Raw genomic sequence first — 19,220 nt, 5'->3', positions numbered from 1 at the left:
GGGGGCCGACGGCGGGTTCACGCGTCGGCCCCGGAGGAGGTGCGCGCGCGGCGGACGCGGGTGGCGTACCAGCCGGCGACGAGCGCGGCGGCGATCAGCGGCAGGCACAGCACGGTGGTGCGTCCGGCGCCGCCGTCGGCGTACATGAGGACCAGGACGGAGGCGAGGAAGGCCAGCGTCACGAGTTCGGTCCAGGGGGAGCCCGGCAGCCGGTAGCCGGGGCGGGTCAGGTGGCCGTTCTGGGTCCTCTGCCAGAACAGCAGGTGGCAGATCATGATCATGCCCCAGGTGGCGAGGATGCCGAGCGCCGCGAAGTTCAGGACGATCTCGAACGCGTCGGCGGGGACCACGAAGTTGAGGCCGACGCCGAGGACGCAGACGCCGCTGGTGAGCAGGATGCCGCCGTAGGGGACCTGGGTGCGGCTCATCTTCCCGGTGAAGCGCGGTGCGGAGCCGCTCACGGCCATGGAGCGCAGGATGCGGCCGGTGGAGTACAGGCCCGAGTTGAGGGAGGACATCGCCGCCGTGAGCACGACGAGGTTCATCACGCCGCCCGCGGCCGGGACGCCGATGTTGGACAGCACCGTGACGAAGGGGCTCTCGCCGGAGGTGTACTTGTTCCAGGGCAGCAGCATCGACAGCAGGAGGACCGAGCCGACGTAGAACAGGCCCACGCGCCACATGATCGAGTTGATCGCCTTCGGCATGATCTGCTCGGGGTTCTCGGTCTCGCCGGCGGCGACGCCGACCAGTTCGACGGAGGCGTAGGCGAAGACGACGCCCTGGACGATCAGCAGCATGGGCAGCAGGCCGTTGGGGAAGACGCCGCCGTTGTCGGTGATCAGGGACGGGCCGGGGGTGGTGCCGTCGACCTGGTGCCGGGTGACCAGCAGGAAGATGCCGATGCACATGAAGACCACGAGCGCGCCGACCTTGACGATCGCGAACCAGAACTCCAGTTCGCCGAAGATCTTCACCGAGATCAGGTTCACCGTGAGGACCACGGCCAGGGCGACCAGCGCGATCACCCACTGGGGTATGTCGGAGAACATGCCCCAGTAGTGGGTGTAGGTGGCCACCGCGGTGATGTCGGCGATGCCGGTGGTGGCCCAGTTCAGGAAGTACATCCAGCCCGCGGTGTAGGCGCCCTTCTCCCCCATGAACTCGCGGGCGTACGACACGAAGGCGCCGGAGGAGGGGCGGTACAGGACGAGTTCGCCGAGGGCGCGCACCACGAGGAAGGCGAAGACGCCGCAGACCGCGTAGGCGATGAAGAGGGAGGGGCCGGCGTCGGCGAGGCGGCCGCCGGCGCCGAGGAAGAGGCCGGTGCCGATGGCGCCGCCGATGGCGATCATGTTGACGTGCCGGTGTTTGAGGGACTTGCTGTAGCCCGCGTCTCCGGCGTCGACGTGACGGGGTGCGGGGCGTGTCGCGTCCTCGAGGTGCTGTTCGCTCAACGCTCGGGTCCGCCTTCCAGGGGGGAGTCGGTGCGCGGGGGGCGCACGATGTCGGTGAGGGTCGTCTCGACGCGGTCGAGGTGGTGGCTCATGGCCTCGAGCGCGTCGGACTCGGAACCGTCGATCAGCGCCTCGACGATGGCCCGGTGTTCGCGGTTGGACTGCTCGCGGCGCCCGCCCAGCTCGTTGAGGAAGGCCGACTGGCGCGCCAGCGCGTCGCGGATCTCCTCGATGACCCGGCGGAAGACCGGGTTCTGGGCGGCCTCGGCGACGGCAAGGTGGAAGAGGGTGTCCATCGCGACCCAGGCGGTGGTGTCGGTCTCCCGTTCCATCCGGTCCAGGAGGTGGGCCAGGTGGTCCAGGTTCTCCGGGGTGCGGCGGACGGCCGCGTACCCGGCGACCGGGATCTCGATGTGGCGGCGCACCTCGAGCAGGTCGCTGGCCGCGTAGTCGCCGAAGGTGGGGTCCTCGACGGTGTTGGCGACGACGAAGGTGCCCTTGCCGGTCCGGGAGACCGTCAGGCCCATGGTCTGCAGGGCGCGCAGGGCCTCCCGCAGGACGGGCCGGGAGACCTCGAGGGTGCGGCACAGTTCCGCCTCGGAGGGGAGCTTGTCCCCGATGGCGTAGTGGCCGTGCTCGATGGCGCCGCGGAGGTGGGCGAGCACCGCTTCCATCGCACTGACGCGACGGGGTGCCGGACCACCTGTCTGGCTGTCTGACAGGTTCACGGGAGTGATACTCCGCGTGGCCGGAGGCCGCTGTCAAGGCCGGTGAAAGGAAGAATTCAGTGGGCGGTCGACGTGAAAGCGGGTTTCCCGCCTCCGCTCGGGGCCGGGGCCGGGGTCGGGGCCGGGGCCGGGGCCGGGGCCGGGGTCGGGGTCGGGACCGGGGCCGGGGTCGGGACCGGCACCTCGGGCCCGGCGGCCGGCCCGGGCCCGTGGCCGGGCATCCCGGGCCCGCGCCGGCCGCCCCGGCCGCGGGTCAGCTGTCGAGGACTCCCGTGGCCAGCAGGGCGAACAGCAGCACGCCCACGACGATCCGGTAGATCACGAACGCGTTGAAGGAGTGCTTGGCGACGAACCTCAGCAGCCAGGCGATGGAGGCGTAGGCGACCACGAAGGACACGGCCGTGCCGACGGCCAGCGGCGCCGCCCCCGCCCCGGTACCCAGGGCGTCCTTCAGCTCGTACAGGCCGGCGCCGGTGAGGGCCGGGATGCCGAGGAAGAACGACAGCCGGGTGGCGGCGACCCGGTCCAGGTCGAGCATCAGCGCGGTCGACATGGTGGCGCCGGAACGGGAGAAGCCGGGGAAGAGCAGTGCCAGGATCTGGGAGCTGCCGACCAGCAGGGCGTCCTTGAACGAGATGTCGTCCTCGCCCCGCTTGTGCCGGCCCGTCCGGTCGGCCACCCACATCACGCCGCTGCCGGCGACGAGCGAACCCGCGACCACCCAGAGCGAGGCCAGAGGTCCCTCGATGAGCGGTTTCGCGGCCAGGCCGACGACGACGATCGGGATCGTCGCCCAGATCACCCACCAGGCGAACTTGTAGTCGTGGTGGTGCCGTTCGCCCTTGTCGGCGAGACCGCGGAACCAGGCGGAGACGATCCGCGCGATGTCCTTGCGGAAGTACACCAGGACCGCGGCGATCGCGCCGACCTGGATGACGGCGGAGAACCCGACGACCGCGTCGTCGTCGACCGGGATGCCCATCAGGCCCTCGGTGATCTTCAGATGTCCGGTGGAGGAGACGGGGAGGAACTCGGTCACTCCCTCGACGGCTCCGAGGACGACGGCCTGACCGACGGAGATGGCGCTCATGGGATCCAGTTCTGCGGGTGGGTCGACGGTGCGGTGCACAGTCCTACCAGCCGTGGGTGTGTTTCCCGGTCATGACCACACCGTCTGTGCGATCCACACCCCCGCGAAGGCGGCCCCGACGCCCGCCGCCACACTGGCGACGACGTTCGCGGCGGCGTGCAGTGCGGCGCCGGTCTCGGTCAGCCGCAGCGTCTCGTAGGAGAAGGTGGAGTAGGTGGTCAGGGCCCCGCAGAAGCCGGTGCCCAGGAGAAGCCGCAGGTGGGGGTCGGCCACCCCGGCGACGCCGGCACCGGTCACCAGGCCGAGGACGGCGCAGCCGACGACGTTGACGACGAAGGTGCCCCAGGGGAACACCGAGTCGTGCCGGGCCTGCACCGCGCGGTCGGTCAGGTACCGCAGGGACGCGCCGGCCATGCCTCCGGCGACGACCAGCAACCAGTTCACGACGACCTCTTACCTTCGCCGTCCGGTTCGCCCCGGTTCGGGCCGCGGCCGACGTACCTGATGACCTCGCACGGGTCGAGGATGACGAGCCCCTCGGTGACCAGTTCGTCGAGCTGCGGCAGGAAGGCCCGCACGCGTTCCTCCGTGTCGACGACGACGACGGCGACCGGGAGGTCCTCGCTGAGGGAGAGCAGGCGCGAGGTGTGGATCAGCGAGGAGGCGCCGAAGCCCTCGATGCCGCGGAAGACGCTGGCACCCGCCAGGCCCGCCGCATGGGCCCGGTGCACGATCTCGGTGTAGAGGGGCTTGTGGTGCCAGGTGTCGTTCTCGCCGACGAAGACGGTCACGCGCAGGGCACTGCCGGTGAGCCTCGTCATCGCTGCCTCCGGATCAGGACGCGGCGCGTCGCGGTGGCCGCGAGCCACACCGCCGTGAGCGCCGCGAGGGGGGTCGCCGCCAGGTAGGCCAGCGCCGTACGGGGGTGCCCCGTGTCGAACAGGCGCTGGAGGTCGACGGCGTAGGTGGAGAAGGTGGTGAAACCGCCGAGCACGCCGGTGCCGAAGAAGGGGCGCACGAGCCGGTGCACGGTCAGCGCCTCGGTGATCAGCACCAGGAACACGCCGATCACGGCGCAGCCGACGGCATTGACCCAGAAGGTCGTCCAGGGGAACCCGCCGGGCGCCGAGGGCCACCACAGCGAGGCCGCGTAGCGGGCGGTGGCGCCCAGCCCGCCGCCGGCCGCGACCACGGCGACCGCCGGCAGCCGCCCCGCCGCGGCGGACCGGCGCGGGGCGCTGCCGCGCAGGCTCTCGGTCTCCGGGGCCGTCATGTCGTACGTCTCCTGCCTCGATCCCCGGTCGCCCCGGCGCGCGGGGTGATCACGGCTGGTCAACAGGGTAACGCCGAATCGTTCGGCGCCGGCGGCCTCCGGCCGGCGTCCGAGGGGGCCTCCGCGGGCCACCCACCCTTGTCGAACTTGTCGAACATGCGGGCGACCTCGGCGATGCGCGTCTCGTCGCGCCGGTGGCAGGTGCGGCGCCGGGGGCGCCGTGGCTCGCGCTCGTGGCCGCGGGCCGGGACGGAACATCCCGGCCGGGCGGGGGAGCCGGGCGAGGGGCGGGAACGCGCGGGGCCCGGCCGCGGGGTCGCGGCCGGGCCCCGCCGTCACGAGGTCGGGTGATCGCGGGTCAGCGGTGGCCGAACCACGCCATCGAGGACAGCGCCCGGTCGTCGTAGCCGAACAGGGCCTGGTTCTCCCAGCCGTTGCCGGAAGCGGCGTCGGCCGGGTCCCAGCCGTTGCCGTCGACGGCGGTCCAGGTCGCCTCCCAGTAGAAGACGCCGAGCCCGCGGCCGTTCGGGACGGCCTCCACGATGTCGGCCACGGAGTTCATCCAGGCCAGCTGTCCGGCCGCGGTCGCCGGGTAGCCGGAGACCAGTTCGCCCGGCAGGTCGATGATGTTCTCGTGCGCGTCGTCGCTGTCGAGGCGGAACGGGTAGGCCGTCTCGGCGACGAAGACCGGCTTGCCGTAGCGGGCGGCCGCGTCGTCCAGCGTGGTCTGGAAGTCGGCCAGGGTGCCGTGCCAGTAGCCGTAGTAGGACAGGCCGATGGCGTCGAACTTCACGCCGTGGGAGACCGCGCTGTCGAACCACCAGCGGGTGCCGGCCAGATCGCCGCCCTTGGCGAGGTGCAGGGCGACCGGGGTGGACGAGTTGACCGCCTTGACGGCGTCGTAGCCCGAGTTGAGCAGTCCGGCGAGCTGGCCCCAGTTGTCGGTGGAGCCCTCGCTCCACAGCATGCCGCCGTTGATCTCGTTGCCCACCTGGACCATGTCGGCGGTGGTGCCCTGGGCCTTGAGCGCGTTGAGCACGTCGTACGTGTGCTGGTACACGTCCGTCCTGAGCCGGCTGTACGAATGCCCCGCCCAGGCACCGGGCTTGGTCTGGGCTCCCGGGTCGGCCCATATGTCGGAGTAGTGGAAGTCGACCAGGAGCTTCTGGCCGGCCGCCTTGACCCGCTTGGCCGTGGCGAGCACGCGCGCCTTGTCGTTGTAGCCGTCGGCGGGGTTCACCCACACCTTCAGGCGCGCGTAGTTCATGCCGGCGTTCTTCAGGACGGCGACCGGGTCGGCGGTCGTGCCCGAAGCGGTCCTGTACACACCGCCCTTGGCCTCGCTCTTGGCGAGGGACGATATGTCGGCCCCCTTGATCGCCAGTCCGGTGGTGCCGGACGTGAGGGCCAGGTCGTCGACATTGATCCAGTTGCCGGCGTTCGCGTCACTGTTGACGCTGATCGTGCACTGGTTGTTCGTCACCTTGACCGGGACGACGATATGGATCCACCCGCTCGCCGAGACCGGCAGGTCGGTGCGCTGCTCGGCGCCGCCGCAGTTCTTCAGGGCTATGTAGGCCGACTTCTGGCCGCCGCCGGAGCGCACCCAGGCGGTGAGCTTGTAGGCGCCGTTGGTCAGCCCCGACAGGTACTGGTACGTCTCCACCTTGTAGGCGGTGGAAGCCCAGTGACTGAGGCGGTAACCGCCGCCGTGCCCGCCGGACTCGGTGAACGAGGCGCCGGTGTCGCCGTACTCGGACCAGCCGCCGGGGACGGCCGCCCCGGCGCCGTCGGCCTCGAAGCCGGCGTTGGTGAGGGTGGCGGCCGCCTGCGCGGTCTGCGCCGGCAGGGCGGTGAGGGCGAGCCCCGCGGTGAGCGGGAGCAGCAGGGCTCTGAGCGTGCGTCTGGGATGGAACATCTTCGTCCGTCGTCCCTTCGACGTGATGGGGATGGGTCTCCCTCGGGATGAGGGACCCCCTCCGCCCGCGGCTCGCGGCTCCACGGGCGGAGGGGGAGTCGGCTCAGCCGTCGAGTCGTACGACCCGTACGGCTCCCGCCGGTACCGCGAGGCGGCCGGCGGCGCGTTCGCCCGTGAGCAGCTCGGTGCCGGACGCCTCCAGCGGCACCTTGGCGTCGGTGGCGGTGTGGTTGATCGCGAAGAGGTAGCTGCCCCTCTCGCCGGAGCGGCGCACGACCTCGACGTCACGGGGCAGGCCGGTGCGCGGGGCGACGCGGGCGTCCTCGGCGGCCCGGCCCAGCAGGGCGTCCAGGCCCTCGGCGCCGAGCCGGGTGGAGACGTACCAGGCGGTGCCCTCGCCGAGGCGGTGCCGGGTGACGGCCGGGCGGCCGGCGGTGAGGCCGTCGGCGTAGGTCCAGACGGTCTCGGCGCCGCGCGGTTCGACGAACTCGGTCCACACGTCGGCGCTCAGCTCCGCCCCGTCCGGACCGGTGATCCGGACGCGCTCGCCCTGGAGCAGGGGGGAGAACTCCTCGACGGTGAGGCCGAGGACGTCGCGCAGCGCGCCCGGGTAGGGGCCCTCGTGCACGGCGTCGTGCTGGTCGACGATGCCGGAGAAGTACGACACGACGAGCGTGCCGCCGCCTTCGACGTACTCCCGGAGGTTGTTCCCGGCCGCTTCCGTCATCAGGTACAGGGCGGGCACCACGACCAGCGGGTATCGCGAGAGGTCGGCCTCGGGGTGGGCGAAGTCGACGGTGAGGTGGCGGTCGTAGAGGGCTTCGTAGAAGGCGTCGGCGCGCTCGCGCGCGTCGTGGTCCTCGCTGGGACGCCAGTCGAGGTTCTGCGCCCACCAGGAGTGCCAGTCCCACAGGACGGCGACGTCGGCCTCGGTGCGGGTGCCCCGGACCGGGTTCAGGGAGTCGAGAGCGGCGCCGAGTTCGACGACCTCGCGCCACACGCGGGTGTCGGTGCCGCCGTGCGGGACCATCGAGGAGTGGAACTTCTCGGCGCCGCGCCGGGACTGCCGCCACTGGAAGAACATGGCGCCCTCGGAGCCGCGGGCCACGTGGCCGAGGGAGTTGCGGGCCATCTGGCCGGGGGCCTTGGCCGGGTTGCGGGGCTGCCAGTTGACGCCCGAGGTGGAGTGCTCCAGGAGGATCCAGGGGGCGCCGCCGGCGACGGAGCGGGTGAGGTCGGCGGCCATCGCCAGGTTGACGTGGGTGCGGCGGCCGTCGGTGATCAGGTAGTGGTCGTTGGTGACGATGTCGACCTCACGGCCCCAGGCCCAGTAGTCGATCGAGTCGCACTGGCTGAGCGCGGTCATGAAGTTGGTCGTGACGGGGACGCCGGGCGCGAGGCGGTGCAGGATGTCGCGCTCCATACGGAAGTTCTCGCGCAGGGTGGCGTCGGCGAAGCGCCGGTAGTCGAGCGCCTGGCCGGGGTTGCCGACGGTCGGGGTGGTGCGCGGCGGGTTGATGTCGCCGAAGGCCGCATAGCGCTGGCCCCAGAAGGCGGTGCCCCAGGCCTCGTTGACCGCGTCGACGGTGCCGTACGTCGTCTCCAGCCAGCGGCGGAAGTGGGCGGCGCAGGACTCGCAGTAGCAGGCCGAGACGGGGACGCCGTACTCGTTGTGGACGTGCCACATCGCGAGCGCCGGGTGGTCGCCGTAGCGCTCGGCGAGCCGGGTGGCGATGTTCGCCGCGGCCGCGCGGTAGTCGGCGTTGCTGTGGCAGATCGCCCCGCGCGAGCCGAACTCGTAACGGACGCCGTCGGCGGTGACGGGCAGGGCCTCGGGGTGCGCGCGGTAGAACCAGACGGGCGGGGCCACGGTGGGGGTGCCCAGGTCGACGCGGATGCCGTTCTCGTGCAGCAGGCCGATGATCCGGTCGAGCCAGCCGAAGTCGTACTCCCCTGGCGCGGGTTCCAGGAGTGCCCAGGAGAAGATCCCGACGCTCACCATGGTGACGCCGGCCTCGCGCATGAGCCGGACGTCCTCCTGCCAGACGCTTTCCGGCCACTGCTCGGGGTTGTAGTCCCCACCGAAGGCGAGCCCGGCGAGGCCCTTGGGGGTGGTCTCCGGCATGGATTTCTCCCGATTGATCGATCATTTGGGAACGTGCACACACGTTTTTGATGGCGTGAGCCCAACATAACCGCACAGCAACAACCATTGACAAGTGTCCGGGATGTTTCTCTACTGTGAACGCTCACAGAAGCATGGCGGGGCCTCGCGACGGGCGAGGACACCGGTTCATGTGACGCATGGCAGGTTCCCGCAGCAGGCGGGAACCCCGGTCAGGGGAGAAACCCATGCCCAACACCCAGCGCCGGCGGCTCTTCAAGGTCGCAGCGTCCGCCGTCGCCGTCGCGCTCGGCGCCACCGCACTCACCGCCTGCGGTTCGTCCGACGACGAGGCCCGGTCGGGGCCGGTCTCGCTCACGTACTGGACGTGGACGCCCGGCATGGACAAGGTCGTGGACCTGTGGAACAAGGGGCCGGGCAAGAAGGAGCAGATCACCGTCACGGTGAAGAAGCAGGCCTCCGGCGACACGCTGGTCACCAAGATCCTCACCGCGCACAAGGCGGGCAAGGCCCCCGACCTGGTCCAGGCCGAGTACCAGGCGCTGCCGACGCTGGTCAGCAATGACGCGCTGGCGGACATAGCGAAGAACGTCGGCGACGCGAAGAGCAAGTTCGCCGACGGCGTCTGGCAGCAGACGACGCTGGGCACGGACGCGGTCTACGCGGTGCCGCAGGACATCGGCCCGATGATGTTCTACTACCGCGAGGACCTGTTCGAGAAGTACGGCCTGACCGTCCCCACCACCTGGGAGCAGTTCGCCGAGACCGCCCGCGCGCTGAAGAAGAAGGCCCCCGACACGGACCTGACCACCTTCTCGGCCAACGACTCCGGACTCTTCGCGGGCCTCGCCCAGCAGGCCGGCGCCAAGTGGTGGACCACCGCCGGCGACAAGTGGAAGGTCGGCATCAACGACGCGGCCACCAAGAAGGTCGCCGACTTCTGGGGCGGCCTCGTCAAGGAGGGCGCCGTCGACAACCAGCCGATGTACACCCCGGCCTGGAACAAGGCGCTCAACACCGGCAAGCAGATCGCCTGGGTCAGCGCCGTGTGGGCGCCGGGCACCCTGACCACCGCCGCCCCGGACACCAAGGGCAAGTGGGCCATGGCCCCGCTCCCCCAGTGGTCGCAGACCGACGACGTCACCGGCAGCTGGGGCGGTTCGTCCACCGCCGTCACGACGGACTCCGAGAACAAGGAGGCCGCCGCGAAGTTCGCCGCCTGGCTGAACACCGACGGTGACGCGCTCAACGCGCTGGCCAAGGAGAGCGGCATCTACCCGGCCTCCACCTCCGCCCAGCTCAGCGGCGCCTTCATCAACCCGCCGGAGTACTTCTCGAACCAGGCGGACTTCTACACCACCGCCTCGAAGATCGCGAAGACCACGGCACCCTCGGCCTGGGGCCCGAACGTGAACGTCGCCTACACGACCTTCAAGGACGCCTTCGGCGCCGCCGCGAAGAACAAGTCGGACTTCTCCGCCGCCCTGGACACGATGCAGGCGGACACCGTCGCCGACATGAAGAAGCAGGGCTTCGAGGTCTCCGAGTGACCAGCGCACGCCGGAAGCCGTACGGGGTCAAGGGGGCTCCGTACGCCTTCCTCCTCCCCGCCACGCTCCTCTTCGCCCTGTTCTTCGCGCTGCCCATCGGGTACGCGGTCTGGCTCAGCTTCCACAAGGTGAAGGTGTCCGGCCTCGGCCTGGGCTCCGGCGCCCGCAAGGAGGTCTGGGCCGGCCTGGAGAACTACACCGACGCCTTCACCGACAGCGAGCTGCTGGACGGCGCCCTGCGCGTCCTCGGCTACGGCTGCATCGTCGTCCCGGTGATGCTGGGTCTCGCCCTGGTCTTCGCGCTGATGCTGGACTCCGACAAGGTGCGGCTGGCCCCGTTCACCCGCCTCGCGATCTTCCTGCCGTACGCCATCCCCGGCGTCGTGGCGGCGCTGCTGTGGGGCTTCCTGTACCTGCCGGACGTCAGCCCGTTCTACTTCGTGCTGGAGCGGCTCGGCCTGCCGCAGCCGGACCTGCTGGACGGCGGTCCGCTGTATCTCGCCCTGTCGAACATCGCGGTGTGGGGCGGCACCGGCTTCAACATGATCGTCATCTACACCTCGCTCCAGGCCATCCCGGCCGAGGTGTACGAGGCGGCCAAGCTGGACGGCGCCACCCCGCTGCAGATCGCGCTCAGGATCAAGATCCCGATGGTGGCGCCCTCGCTGGTGCTGACCTTCTTCTTCTCGATCATCGCGACACTCCAGGTGTTCAACGAGCCGACGACCCTCAAACCGCTCACCAACTCCGTTTCCACGACGTGGAGTCCGCTGATGAAGGTGTACCGGGACGCGTTCGGCACCGGTGACATCTACGCGGCGGCCGCCCAGGCCGTGATCATCGCCGTCGCCACGCTGCTGCTGTCCTTCGGCTTCCTGCGGGCCGCGAACCGTCGCAACAAGCAGGGGGCAGCCCAGTGAGTTCTCTCGCCGTCCACAAGGCCCCGTCGGCGGCCGGCAGCACGGGCGCCGACCGCGGCCGGCCGCCGCTGCGCCGCCGTGTCGCCCTGGTTCCCACGATCACGCTGCTGCTCGGCGCGCTGTACTGCCTGCTGCCGGTCGCGTGGGTGGTGATCGCGTCCACCAAGTCGGGCAGCGAACTCTTCTCCACCTTCACGTTCCTGCCGGGCAGCGGCTTCACCGACAACATCGCGGACCTGAACGCCTACCGCGACGGCGTCTACTGGAAGTGGATGGGCAACTCCGCCCTCTACGCCGGTCTCGGCGCCCTGCTGTCGACGTGCGTGTCCGCGTTCAGCGGCTACGCGCTGGCGACGTACCGCTTCCGCGGCCGCGAGACGATGTTCAACGTCCTGCTGGCGGGCGTGCTGATGCCGCCGATCATCCTGGCCGTGCCGCAGTACCTGCTGATGGCCCAGGCCGACCTCACGGACTCCTACTGGTCCGTGCTGCTGCCGCAGGTCCTCTCCCCCTACGGCGTCTACCTCTCGCGCATCTACGCGGCCGCGGCCGTGCCGGCCGACGTGGTGGAGGCCGGCCGGATGGACGGGGCGAGCGAGTGGCGGATCTTCACCCGGATCGCGCTGCCGATGATGATCCCCGGCATGGTGACGGTGTTCCTCTTCCAGTTCGTCGCCGTGTGGAACAACTTCCTGCTGCCGTACATCATGCTCAGCGACGACGAGAAGTTCCCGATCACGCTCGGCCTGTTCACGCTGCTGGAACAGGGCGCCAACAGCCCGGCCCTGTACACCCTGGTGATCACCGGCGCGTTCCTCGCGGTGCTCCCGCTGGTGGCGCTGTTCCTGGTCGTTCAGCGGTTCTGGAGTCTGGACCTGCTGTCCGGGGCCGTAAAGTCATGACCATGAGCAACACCGGGGGCAGGCGCAGGCCGCCGACCATCCACGACGTGGCGCGCGAGGCGGGGGTCTCACGAGGGACCGTCTCGCGCGTGCTCAACGGCGGCCACTACGTCAGTCCGGCCGCCCAGCAGGCGGTCGACGCCGCCATCCGCAGGACGGGTTACGTCGTGAACCGGCACGCCCGCTCCCTGATCACGGGCCGCTCCGACTCCGTCGGCTTCCTGCTGACGGAGCCTCAGGAGCGGTTCTTCGAGGACCCCAACTTCAACGTGCTGCTGCGGGGGTGCACCCAGGCACTGGCCGCGCACGACGTCCCCCTGCTGCTGATGCTGGCCGGGACCGACGACGAGCGGCGGCGCATCACCCGGTACATCACCGCCGGGCACGTCGACGGGGTGCTGCTGGTGTCCAGCCACTCCGGGGACCCGATCGCCACCGAACTGCGCGAGGCGGGCGTGCCGCTCGTCGCCTGCGGCAAGCCGATCGGGATCGGGTCGAAGGTCAGCTACGTGGCCGCCGACGACCGCGACGGCGCCCGGGACATGGTGCGCCACCTGCTCGACCGCGGCCGGCGCCGGATCGGTGTGGTCACGGGCCCGCTGGACACCCCCGGTGGTGTGGAGCGGCTCGCCGGTTACAAGGAGGTGCTCGCCGAGGCGGGCATCGGGATCGACGAACGGCTGGTCGTGTCCGGGGACTACAGCCGGGCCAGCGGCGAGGCGGGCGCCGAGCGGCTGCTGGCGCAGGCCCCCGACCTGGACGCGGTGTTCGTCGCGTCCGACCTGATGGCGCAGGGTGTGCTGGCCGCGCTGCGGCGGGCGGGCCGCCGGGTGCCGGAGGACGTCGCGGTCGGCGGCTTCGACGACTCCCCCGCGGCCACCTCCTCCACCCCCGCGCTCACCACGATCCGCCAGCCCTGGGACCGGATCAGCAGCGAGATGGTCCGCGTCCTCCTCGCGCAGATCGGCGGCGAGGACCCGGCCGCGGTCATCCTTCCGACGGAACTGGTCACCCGCGAGTCGACGTGAGGTGCGGACGGGGCTGAGGAAGCGCCCGGTGCGGCCCTCGCCTAGCGTGGGACCACCGACGGCGTCCGTCGGCCCCCCACCCCGGCGAGGAGCGTGTGCGATGAAGACCGGCCTGCAGACCGTCATCTACCCCGTCAAGGACCTCGCACGGGCGAAGGCCCTGTTCCGGGCACTGCTCGAGGTCGAGCCCTACGCCGACGAGAGCTACTACGTCGGTTTCAGGTCGGCGGGGCAGGACGTCGGGCTCGACCCCAACGGCCACGCCAGGGGCATGACCGGCCCCGTGCCGTACTGGCACGTGGCCGACATCCGGGCGCGGCTGGCGGCGCTGGTGGAGGCGGGGGCGGAGGTGCTCCAGGACGTGCAGGACGTCGGCGGCGGCAAGCTGATCGCCTTCGTGAAGGACGCCGACGGGAACCTCGTCGGGCTGACCCAGGACCCGGCGGCCTCCTGAGCCCTCGCCCCGCCTCCCGTGCGGTCCGTGATTCCCTTGCACCCGCACTAGTTGCACAGTAAACAAACTGGGTTCCCGGTGTTACCGTGCAGGTATGGCAGCGAAGACGGCCGCAACGGACCTCGAGGACCGGTGGCGGGACATTCTGTCGGTGCACGCGCGCACGACGTGCGAGATCGACCGCGTACTGCACCCGCACGGCCTCGGGGCGAGTGACTTCGAGGTGCTCGACATCCTGGCCACCGAGGCGCCCCGGCCGGGCGACCAGTGCCGGGTGCAGAACCTCGTCGGACGCGTCCATCTGAGCCAGAGCGCGCTCTCGCGCCTCATAGGGCGGCTGGAGAAGGACGGTCTGGTGGAGCGTTCCGTCTGCACGGACGACCGGCGCGGGGTGTGGGTCGCCCTCACCCCGAAGGGCCGGGCCCTGCACGACGAGGTGCTGCCGCTCCAGCGCGCGGTGCTGACCCGCATGCTGGCCGGCTGAGCCCGGCACGGCGGGCGGGTGCGACCCCTCCGGGCCCGGCGGGCGGGTGACGACCGGGCTCAGCGGGCCAGCAGGGTGCGCACCCCTTCCGAGGTGAGGGTCAGCGGGTGGTCGCCCGCGGCGTCGATGGAGAGGGACAGCTCACCCTCCGGCCACTGGTGGGCCAGTGCGCCGAGGGGCACCAGGCGGTAGCGGTCCACCCCCGGGAGCAGGTCGACCATCTCGGGTTCGGAGGTGAAGACCGGGACGACGGGCGTCGTGCCCGGCTGTTCCAGGACGGGCAGGGCCAGCATGCTGGGATTGGTCACGTCCTCGTCGGTGGCGTCCTCGGGCACCGGCACCAGGACCTCGCAGTGCGCGAGGGTGTCCAGTGCGGTCGTGTCTCCGGTGTCCTTGGCCAGCGCGTCCAGCGCCTGCGCGGCGGCGGTGTCGTGGGCGGGTGTCTCCATGGCAACTCCCCGGGTAGCGGTGGTGGGCGGGTCCGGCCACGCGTACCCCGTCCACCGGCGGGCAATCGGGTCTTCGGCCATCCGCCTCCCCCTGCCCGCCGTCCGCCTCACCCCGCGGGACGCCCCCTCCGCGTCGCGGGACGCCATCTCCGCGTCGCAGTACGCCTCCCCCACGGTGCGCGGCGCCGTCTCTACGGCGTGTGGCGCCGGGCCGACTCGTTCTCCTGGGCCATCCGGCGCAGCGCCATCAGGGCGGGTTCCAGCAGGACGGTCAGCAGCAGGGCCCGTTCGGCGGCCTCCAGCGGGTCGGTGAGGCCGTCGAGCTGGTCGAGGTCGAGGACGGCGATCCGTTCGGCGAGCCGGGCGTAGGCCAGCAGGGTGCTCCGGTCCACGGACACACCGAGCGAGTGCAGCGAGGTCAGGGTCTCGGCGAGGGTGGCACGGGCGGGCGCCGCCTCGTGCACGCGCCAGCCCAGCTCCTCGACGAGCGCCTCGACCTCACCGGCCGCCGGGTCCTGTGCGGGGGAATCGCCGGACAGCGCCACGGAGCCCAGGGTGAGGCCGAGCAGGACGTGGGTGTCGCCGGTGCGCCCCGTCAGCGCGTCCAGCACCTCGCGGGTGGTGGTGACGGACAGCCCCCGTACGCCGGTCAGCGCCCGGATCAGGCGCAGGCGGCGCAGGTGCTGGTCGTCGTACTCGGCCTGGGTCGCGGAGGTCTGCCGGCCGGGCGGGAGGAGGCCCTCGCGGAGGTAGTACTTGATCGTCGTGACGGAGACGCCGCTGCGGCGGCTCAGCTCGGACATGCGCATCGGGACGGCTCCGCTCTGGAAATTGGATACCTCCACTGTCTAACATGGATAGTGAAGGTATCCAATTGCTCCGCCGTGGATTCCTCCCCCTGTCCTGCCTGTCTCACGGAAGGGCACAGCCATGTCCACCCTGCCCTGGACCACGGTCGACGAACCCGCCCCCGGCGCCGAGGCCGTCGTCATGGCCTCCCGCCTCGCCGAGCGGGAACACACCGGTGTCTGAGACCCCGCCCCGGCCCTTCCCGAGGAGAGAGCCCGCCATGACCGTGTCCCCGCCCGTCCTCGACGGGAACGCCGCCCCCGACGGAGCCCGACGGCGCGTGCCGCTGTGGCTCGCGGTCGTCGCCTGCAGCGTGCCCATGTTCATGGTCGCGCTCGACAACCTCGTCGTCTCCACGGCCCTGCGTACCCTGGCCGTCGACCTCCGGGCGGACACCCAGGAACTCCAGTGGTTCGTCAACGCCTACGTCCTCGGCTTCGCCTGCCTGCTCATGACGGGTGCCGCGCTCGGCGACCGGTTCGGACGGCGACGGATCTTCGTCGCGGGCATCGCCCTGTTCACCCTGGCCTCCGTCGGCTGCGGCCTGGCCGGCACCAGCGGCCGGCTGATCGCCTTCCGCGCGGTCCAGGGCTTCGGCGCGGCGGCCGTGATGCCGCTGTCGCTGACCCTGCTGTCCGCAGCGGTGCCGAAGCGGATGCGCGGCGTGGCCCTGGGCGTGTGGTCCGGCGTGAGCGGGCTCGCCGTGGCGATGGGACCGGTGGTGGGCGGCGCGGTGGTCGAGGGCCTGGACTGGCGGTGGATCTTCTGGATCAACGTGCCGGTGTGCCTGGTCGCGGTGCCGCTGGTGCTGTTCGCGCTGCGGGAGAGCGCCCTGCCAGGCGCCCGCCTCGACCTGGTCGGCATGCTCCTCGCGGCGGCCGGACTGTGCGCCGTGGTGTGGGGAATCGTGCACGGGGAGCCGGACGGCTGGACCTCGGTCACGGTGCTGGGCGCGTTCGCGGCGGGCCTCGTGCTCCTGGCGGCCTTCGTCGCCTGGGAGGCCCGCGTCCCGCAGCCGATGCTGCCCCTGTCCTTCTACCGGGTGCGGGCCTTCACCCTCACCAACGTCGTCTCGGCCGCGATGTACTTCGGTGTCTTCGGCTCGCTGTTCCTGCTCTCCCAGTACCTCCAGATCGTGCCGCCGCGCACCCCGCTGGAGGCCGGGGTGCGCACCCTGCCCTGGACGCTGATGCCGATGTTCGTCGCCCCGGTCGCCGGACTGCTCACCGACCGGGTCGGCGGCGGCCGGCTGATGGCGCTCGGACTGTTCCTCCAGGGCGTCGGCCTGGGCTGGCTCAACCTCCTCGTCGGCACCGGCACCGCCTACTCGGCCCTGGTCGCCCCGATGATCGTGGCCGGCGCGGGCATGGGCTTCGTGTTCGCGCCGACGGCGGCGGTCGTCCTCGGGTCGGTCCGGGCGGAGCACGCGGGCAAGGCGTCCGGTGCCAACACCACGGTCCGCGAGATCGGCGGCGCGCTCGGCATCGCCGTACTGAGCACCGTGTTCGTGGCGCACGGCGGCACGCGGGGGCCGCAGGAGTTCGTGGCCGGGCTGCGCCCCGCGGTGTGGACCGGGGTCGCCGTGGTGCTGCTCGGCGCGCTGTGCGCCCTCGGCATCCCGCGCCGGCCGCGGGCCGGAACCCCGGCCGAGGAGGCGTGAGGGCGCGTCAGATCGGCTGCCCCTCGAAGTCCCAGTAGGGGCGGGCGCCGGAACGCATGTACCGGGTCTGGGAGTGGTCCGCGCCGTGGGTGACGGCGAGGGCCGCCAGCGCCGCGCGTTCCCGCGCGTCCGCCTCCTCCGTCTCCCCCAGCAGGCGCAGGTCCTGGGCGAGCCCGGCCTCCAGGTTGACGGCCAGTACGTGCCCGGCGCCGACGGCGGCCACCGCCCGCTCCAGCGCGTCCCGGCCCGGTTCCACCGCGGCCCGGGGATCGCCCGCGGCGGCCAGTGCCGACGCCCCGTTCATCGCGCAGCCCACCGCCCACACATGGCCGCGCCCCACCGCCGCCTCCAGTTCGCGCGTCGACCGTACGGCCAGGTCCCGGGCGGCTTCGGTGCGTCTGCGCGCCGCGGCCCGCAGCGGGACCGGGCCGGTCCGTCGGCCAAGAGCTGCTCCCCCAGCCGAGGATTGGACACAGCACTCCCTCCGTGATCAGCCACGGGCTGCGCCTGGCCTCACCGCCGTGACTCGGGGCCAAGCCTACGGGCAGCCTGAGCGGGTATCTCCCCTTCCGCACCAAGAGGGGCGGCGCATTTCGGTGACGCGCGGCGGCCCTCGTCGGGCCGGGCGCCGGAAGACGGGGCTCAGGGCACCGGAGGGCGGAGCTCAGGGCACCGGAGGGCGGAGCTCAGGGCACCGGAGGGCCGGATTCCGGACGCCGGAAGGCGGGGCCCGGACCCCAAGAAGCAGGCCTCGGGGCACCTTCGGAGGGCCGCGCACACCTGAGCGGGGGGCCGCTTGAATGATCGAAAGAGGGGGTGGTTAGCATATGAGCGCCACCTAGCTCGAAAGAGAATCCTGTGACTGTCAACGACGACTCGTTCACCAACTGGAAGAACCGCGAGGAGATCGCGGAGTCGATGATCCCGATGATCGGGAAACTCCACCGGGAGCGGGACGTCACCGTCCTGCTGCACAGCCGCTCCCTGGTGAACAAGTCGGTGGTGAGCATCCTCAAGACCCACCGCTTCGCCCGGCAGATCGCCGGTGAGGAACTCTCGGTCACCGAGACCCTGCCGTTCCTGCAGGCCCTCACCGCGCTCGACCTCGGCCCCTCCCAGATCGACATCGGCCTGCTCGCCGAGCACTACCGGGCGGACGACCACGGCCTGTCGGTGCCGGAGTTCACCGCCGAGGCCGTCGCCGGCGCCACCGGCGCCCACAAGATCGAGCGCCGCGAGCCGCGCGACGTCGTGCTGTACGGCTTCGGCCGCATCGGCCGCCTCGTCGCCCGCCTGCTCATCGAGAAGTCCGGGTCCGGCAACGGCCTGCGGCTGCGCGCCGTCGTGGTGCGCGGGGGCGGCGAGCAGGACCTCGTCAAGCGGGCGTCACTGCTGCGTCGCGACTCCGTGCACGGACAGTTCCAGGGCACGATCACCGTCGACGAGGACAACAGCACCATCGTCGCCAACGGCAACGAGATCAAGGTGATCTACGCCGACGACCCGAGCGAGGTCGACTACACGGCGTACGGCATCACCGACGCCATCCTCATCGACAACACCGGCAAGTGGCGCGACCGCGAGGGGCTGTCGAAGCACCTGCGTCCCGGTATCGACAAGGTCGTGCTGACCGCGCCCGGCAAGGGCGACGTCCCCAACATCGTGCACGGCGTCAACCACGACACGATCAAGCCGGACGAGCGGATCCTGTCCTGCGCGTCCTGCACCACCAACGCGATCGTCCCGCCGCTGAAGGCGATGGCGGACGAGTACGGCGTGCTGCGCGGCCACGTGGAGACCGTCCACTCGTTCACCAACGACCAGAACCTGCTGGACAACTACCACAAGTCCGACCGCCGGGGCCGCTCCGCGCCGCTCAACATGGTCATCACCGAGACGGGCGCCGCCTCCGCCGTCGCCAAGGCGCTGCCCGACCTCGACGCGCGGATCACCGGCAGCTCGATCCGGGTGCCGGTGCCGGACGTGTCGATCGCGATCCTCAACCTCCAGCTGGCCCGCGAGGCCGGCCGCGACGAGGTCCTCGACTACCTGCGGGACGTCTCGCTGACCTCGCCGCTGAAGCGCCAGATCGACTTCATCAGCGCCCCCGACGCGGTCTCCAGCGACTTCATCGGCTCGCGCCACGCCTCGATCGTCGACGCCGGCGCCCTGAAGGTGGAGGGCGACAACGCGATCCTCTACCTCTGGTACGACAACGAGTTCGGCTACTCCTGCCAGGTCGTCCGCGTCGTCCAGCACGTGTCGGGCGTCGAGTACCCGACGTTCCCGGCGCCGCGGGCCTGACCGACGGGTCCGCCCGGTTCCGCCGGGCC

Annotated in this window: 19 protein-coding genes; 8 read left to right on the top strand and 11 right to left on the bottom strand. The window is 71.3% G+C overall.

What is annotated here, in order from left to right:
* Positions 1-17: 17 nt before the first annotated feature.
* The 8 genes from ACH4N1_RS30785 to ACH4N1_RS30750 form a co-directional block, all read right to left on the bottom strand.
* Positions 18-1,457 (bottom strand): amino acid permease, encoded by a 1,440-nt coding sequence (locus ACH4N1_RS30785; protein WP_398102627.1) that lies wholly within the window; start codon positions 1,455-1,457, stop codon positions 18-20.
* Positions 1,454-2,131, bottom strand: a complete 678-nt coding sequence (locus tag ACH4N1_RS30780; protein WP_398102624.1) for a FadR/GntR family transcriptional regulator — start codon at positions 2,129-2,131, stop codon at positions 1,454-1,456. The genes ACH4N1_RS30785 and ACH4N1_RS30780 overlap by 4 nt, the downstream gene beginning before the upstream one ends.
* 307 nt (positions 2,132-2,438) lie before the next feature.
* The gene (locus ACH4N1_RS30775) at positions 2,439-3,275 is read right to left on the bottom strand and encodes an undecaprenyl-diphosphate phosphatase (RefSeq protein ID WP_398102622.1); all 837 of its coding nucleotides are present in this window, start codon (positions 3,273-3,275) and stop codon (positions 2,439-2,441) included.
* A 69-nt stretch (positions 3,276-3,344) separates the two neighbouring features.
* Entirely contained in the window at positions 3,345-3,719 is a 375-nt protein-coding gene (crcB, locus tag ACH4N1_RS30770; protein ID WP_398102619.1) for a fluoride efflux transporter CrcB, read from the bottom strand.
* The gene (locus tag ACH4N1_RS30765) at positions 3,716-4,096 is read right to left on the bottom strand and encodes a DUF190 domain-containing protein (protein ID WP_398102616.1); all 381 of its coding nucleotides are present in this window, start codon (positions 4,094-4,096) and stop codon (positions 3,716-3,718) included. The genes crcB and ACH4N1_RS30765 overlap by 4 nt, the downstream gene beginning before the upstream one ends.
* Positions 4,093-4,548: a fluoride efflux transporter FluC gene (locus ACH4N1_RS30760; protein ID WP_398102613.1), complete on the bottom strand. Its 456-nt coding sequence runs from the start codon at positions 4,546-4,548 to the stop codon at positions 4,093-4,095. The genes ACH4N1_RS30765 and ACH4N1_RS30760 overlap by 4 nt, the downstream gene beginning before the upstream one ends.
* A gap of 358 nt (positions 4,549-4,906) precedes the next feature.
* A complete protein-coding gene (locus ACH4N1_RS30755; protein WP_398102610.1) occupies positions 4,907-6,466 on the bottom strand; it encodes an arabinogalactan endo-beta-1,4-galactanase in 1,560 nt (519 codons plus the stop codon).
* Between the two features lie 103 nt (positions 6,467-6,569).
* Positions 6,570-8,591, bottom strand: a complete 2,022-nt coding sequence (locus ACH4N1_RS30750; RefSeq protein ID WP_398102607.1) for a beta-galactosidase — start codon at positions 8,589-8,591, stop codon at positions 6,570-6,572.
* A 227-nt stretch (positions 8,592-8,818) separates the two neighbouring features.
* On the opposite strand from ACH4N1_RS30750, the gene ACH4N1_RS30745 reads away from it, so the two are divergent.
* From ACH4N1_RS30745 to ACH4N1_RS30720, 6 genes are all read left to right on the top strand, one after another.
* A complete protein-coding gene (locus tag ACH4N1_RS30745) occupies positions 8,819-10,141 on the top strand; it encodes an extracellular solute-binding protein (protein WP_398102604.1) in 1,323 nt (440 codons plus the stop codon).
* Positions 10,138-11,061 carry a carbohydrate ABC transporter permease gene (locus ACH4N1_RS30740; RefSeq protein ID WP_398102601.1) on the top strand — a complete coding sequence of 308 codons (924 nt, stop codon included), beginning with the start codon at positions 10,138-10,140 and terminating at the stop codon, positions 11,059-11,061. The genes ACH4N1_RS30745 and ACH4N1_RS30740 overlap by 4 nt, the downstream gene beginning before the upstream one ends.
* The gene (locus ACH4N1_RS30735; protein WP_398102598.1) at positions 11,058-11,963 is read left to right on the top strand and encodes a carbohydrate ABC transporter permease; all 906 of its coding nucleotides are present in this window, start codon (positions 11,058-11,060) and stop codon (positions 11,961-11,963) included. Before ACH4N1_RS30740 ends, ACH4N1_RS30735 begins: the two co-directional genes overlap by 4 nt.
* The gene (locus ACH4N1_RS30730; RefSeq protein WP_398102595.1) at positions 11,960-12,991 is read left to right on the top strand and encodes a LacI family DNA-binding transcriptional regulator; all 1,032 of its coding nucleotides are present in this window, start codon (positions 11,960-11,962) and stop codon (positions 12,989-12,991) included. The genes ACH4N1_RS30735 and ACH4N1_RS30730 overlap by 4 nt, the downstream gene beginning before the upstream one ends.
* Positions 12,992-13,091: 100 nt before the next feature.
* Positions 13,092-13,445, top strand: coding sequence for a VOC family protein (locus tag ACH4N1_RS30725; protein ID WP_398102592.1), 354 nt, complete (start codon positions 13,092-13,094; stop codon positions 13,443-13,445).
* A gap of 94 nt (positions 13,446-13,539) precedes the next feature.
* Positions 13,540-13,929 (top strand): MarR family winged helix-turn-helix transcriptional regulator, encoded by a 390-nt coding sequence (locus ACH4N1_RS30720; RefSeq protein ID WP_398102589.1) that lies wholly within the window; start codon positions 13,540-13,542, stop codon positions 13,927-13,929.
* A 59-nt stretch (positions 13,930-13,988) separates the two neighbouring features.
* Here the strand turns inward: ACH4N1_RS30720 and ACH4N1_RS30715 are convergent, their stop codons facing one another.
* Both ACH4N1_RS30715 and ACH4N1_RS30710 read right to left on the bottom strand, forming a co-directional pair.
* Positions 13,989-14,378 (bottom strand): SseB family protein, encoded by a 390-nt coding sequence (locus tag ACH4N1_RS30715; protein WP_366056054.1) that lies wholly within the window; start codon positions 14,376-14,378, stop codon positions 13,989-13,991.
* Positions 14,379-14,569: 191 nt separating this feature from the next.
* Positions 14,570-15,187: a MerR family transcriptional regulator gene (locus tag ACH4N1_RS30710; protein WP_398102586.1), complete on the bottom strand. Its 618-nt coding sequence runs from the start codon at positions 15,185-15,187 to the stop codon at positions 14,570-14,572.
* 260 nt (positions 15,188-15,447) lie between these two features.
* Here ACH4N1_RS30710 and ACH4N1_RS30705 point away from each other — a divergent pair, with 260 nt between their 5' ends.
* A complete protein-coding gene (locus ACH4N1_RS30705) occupies positions 15,448-16,887 on the top strand; it encodes an MFS transporter (RefSeq protein ID WP_398102583.1) in 1,440 nt (479 codons plus the stop codon).
* Positions 16,888-16,894: 7 nt separating this feature from the next.
* On the opposite strand, the gene ACH4N1_RS30700 is transcribed toward ACH4N1_RS30705, so the two are convergent.
* Positions 16,895-17,227, bottom strand: a complete 333-nt coding sequence (locus ACH4N1_RS30700) for a tetratricopeptide repeat protein (protein ID WP_398102580.1) — start codon at positions 17,225-17,227, stop codon at positions 16,895-16,897.
* Between the two features lie 518 nt (positions 17,228-17,745).
* Here ACH4N1_RS30700 and ACH4N1_RS30695 point away from each other — a divergent pair.
* Positions 17,746-19,191, top strand: a complete 1,446-nt coding sequence (locus ACH4N1_RS30695) for a glyceraldehyde-3-phosphate dehydrogenase (protein WP_398102577.1) — start codon at positions 17,746-17,748, stop codon at positions 19,189-19,191.
* Positions 19,192-19,220: the final 29 nt, after the last annotated feature.

Source organism: Streptomyces sp. NPDC017202, from assembly GCF_044331705.1.
In the GTDB taxonomy this organism is placed as follows: domain Bacteria; phylum Actinomycetota; class Actinomycetes; order Streptomycetales; family Streptomycetaceae; genus Streptomyces.
The sequence above is the reverse complement of the archived record's forward strand: the minus strand, read 5'-3'. Positions and strand labels throughout refer to the sequence as shown.

What these genes read in the sequence shown, in the direction of transcription:
- ACH4N1_RS30780 (WP_398102624.1), bottom strand. Translation starts at nt 2,131, where the DNA reads ATGGAAGCGGTGCTCGCCCACCTCCGCGGCGCCATCGAGCACGGCCAC.
- ACH4N1_RS30775 (WP_398102622.1), bottom strand. Translation starts at nt 3,275, where the DNA reads ATGAGCGCCATCTCCGTCGGTCAGGCCGTCGTCCTCGGAGCCGTCGAG.
- ACH4N1_RS30765 (WP_398102616.1), bottom strand. Translation starts at nt 4,096, where the DNA reads ATGACGAGGCTCACCGGCAGTGCCCTGCGCGTGACCGTCTTCGTCGGC.
- ACH4N1_RS30760 (WP_398102613.1), bottom strand. Translation starts at nt 4,548, where the DNA reads ATGACGGCCCCGGAGACCGAGAGCCTGCGCGGCAGCGCCCCGCGCCGG.
- ACH4N1_RS30755 (WP_398102610.1), bottom strand. Translation starts at nt 6,466, where the DNA reads ATGTTCCATCCCAGACGCACGCTCAGAGCCCTGCTGCTCCCGCTCACC.
- ACH4N1_RS30750 (WP_398102607.1), bottom strand. Translation starts at nt 8,591, where the DNA reads ATGCCGGAGACCACCCCCAAGGGCCTCGCCGGGCTCGCCTTCGGTGGG.
- ACH4N1_RS30745 (WP_398102604.1), top strand. Translation starts at nt 8,819, where the DNA reads ATGCCCAACACCCAGCGCCGGCGGCTCTTCAAGGTCGCAGCGTCCGCC.
- ACH4N1_RS30730 (WP_398102595.1), top strand. Translation starts at nt 11,960, where the DNA reads ATGACCATGAGCAACACCGGGGGCAGGCGCAGGCCGCCGACCATCCAC.
- ACH4N1_RS30725 (WP_398102592.1), top strand. Translation starts at nt 13,092, where the DNA reads ATGAAGACCGGCCTGCAGACCGTCATCTACCCCGTCAAGGACCTCGCA.
- ACH4N1_RS30720 (WP_398102589.1), top strand. Translation starts at nt 13,540, where the DNA reads ATGGCAGCGAAGACGGCCGCAACGGACCTCGAGGACCGGTGGCGGGAC.
- ACH4N1_RS30715 (WP_366056054.1), bottom strand. Translation starts at nt 14,378, where the DNA reads ATGGAGACACCCGCCCACGACACCGCCGCCGCGCAGGCGCTGGACGCG.
- ACH4N1_RS30710 (WP_398102586.1), bottom strand. Translation starts at nt 15,187, where the DNA reads ATGCGCATGTCCGAGCTGAGCCGCCGCAGCGGCGTCTCCGTCACGACG.
- ACH4N1_RS30705 (WP_398102583.1), top strand. Translation starts at nt 15,448, where the DNA reads ATGACCGTGTCCCCGCCCGTCCTCGACGGGAACGCCGCCCCCGACGGA.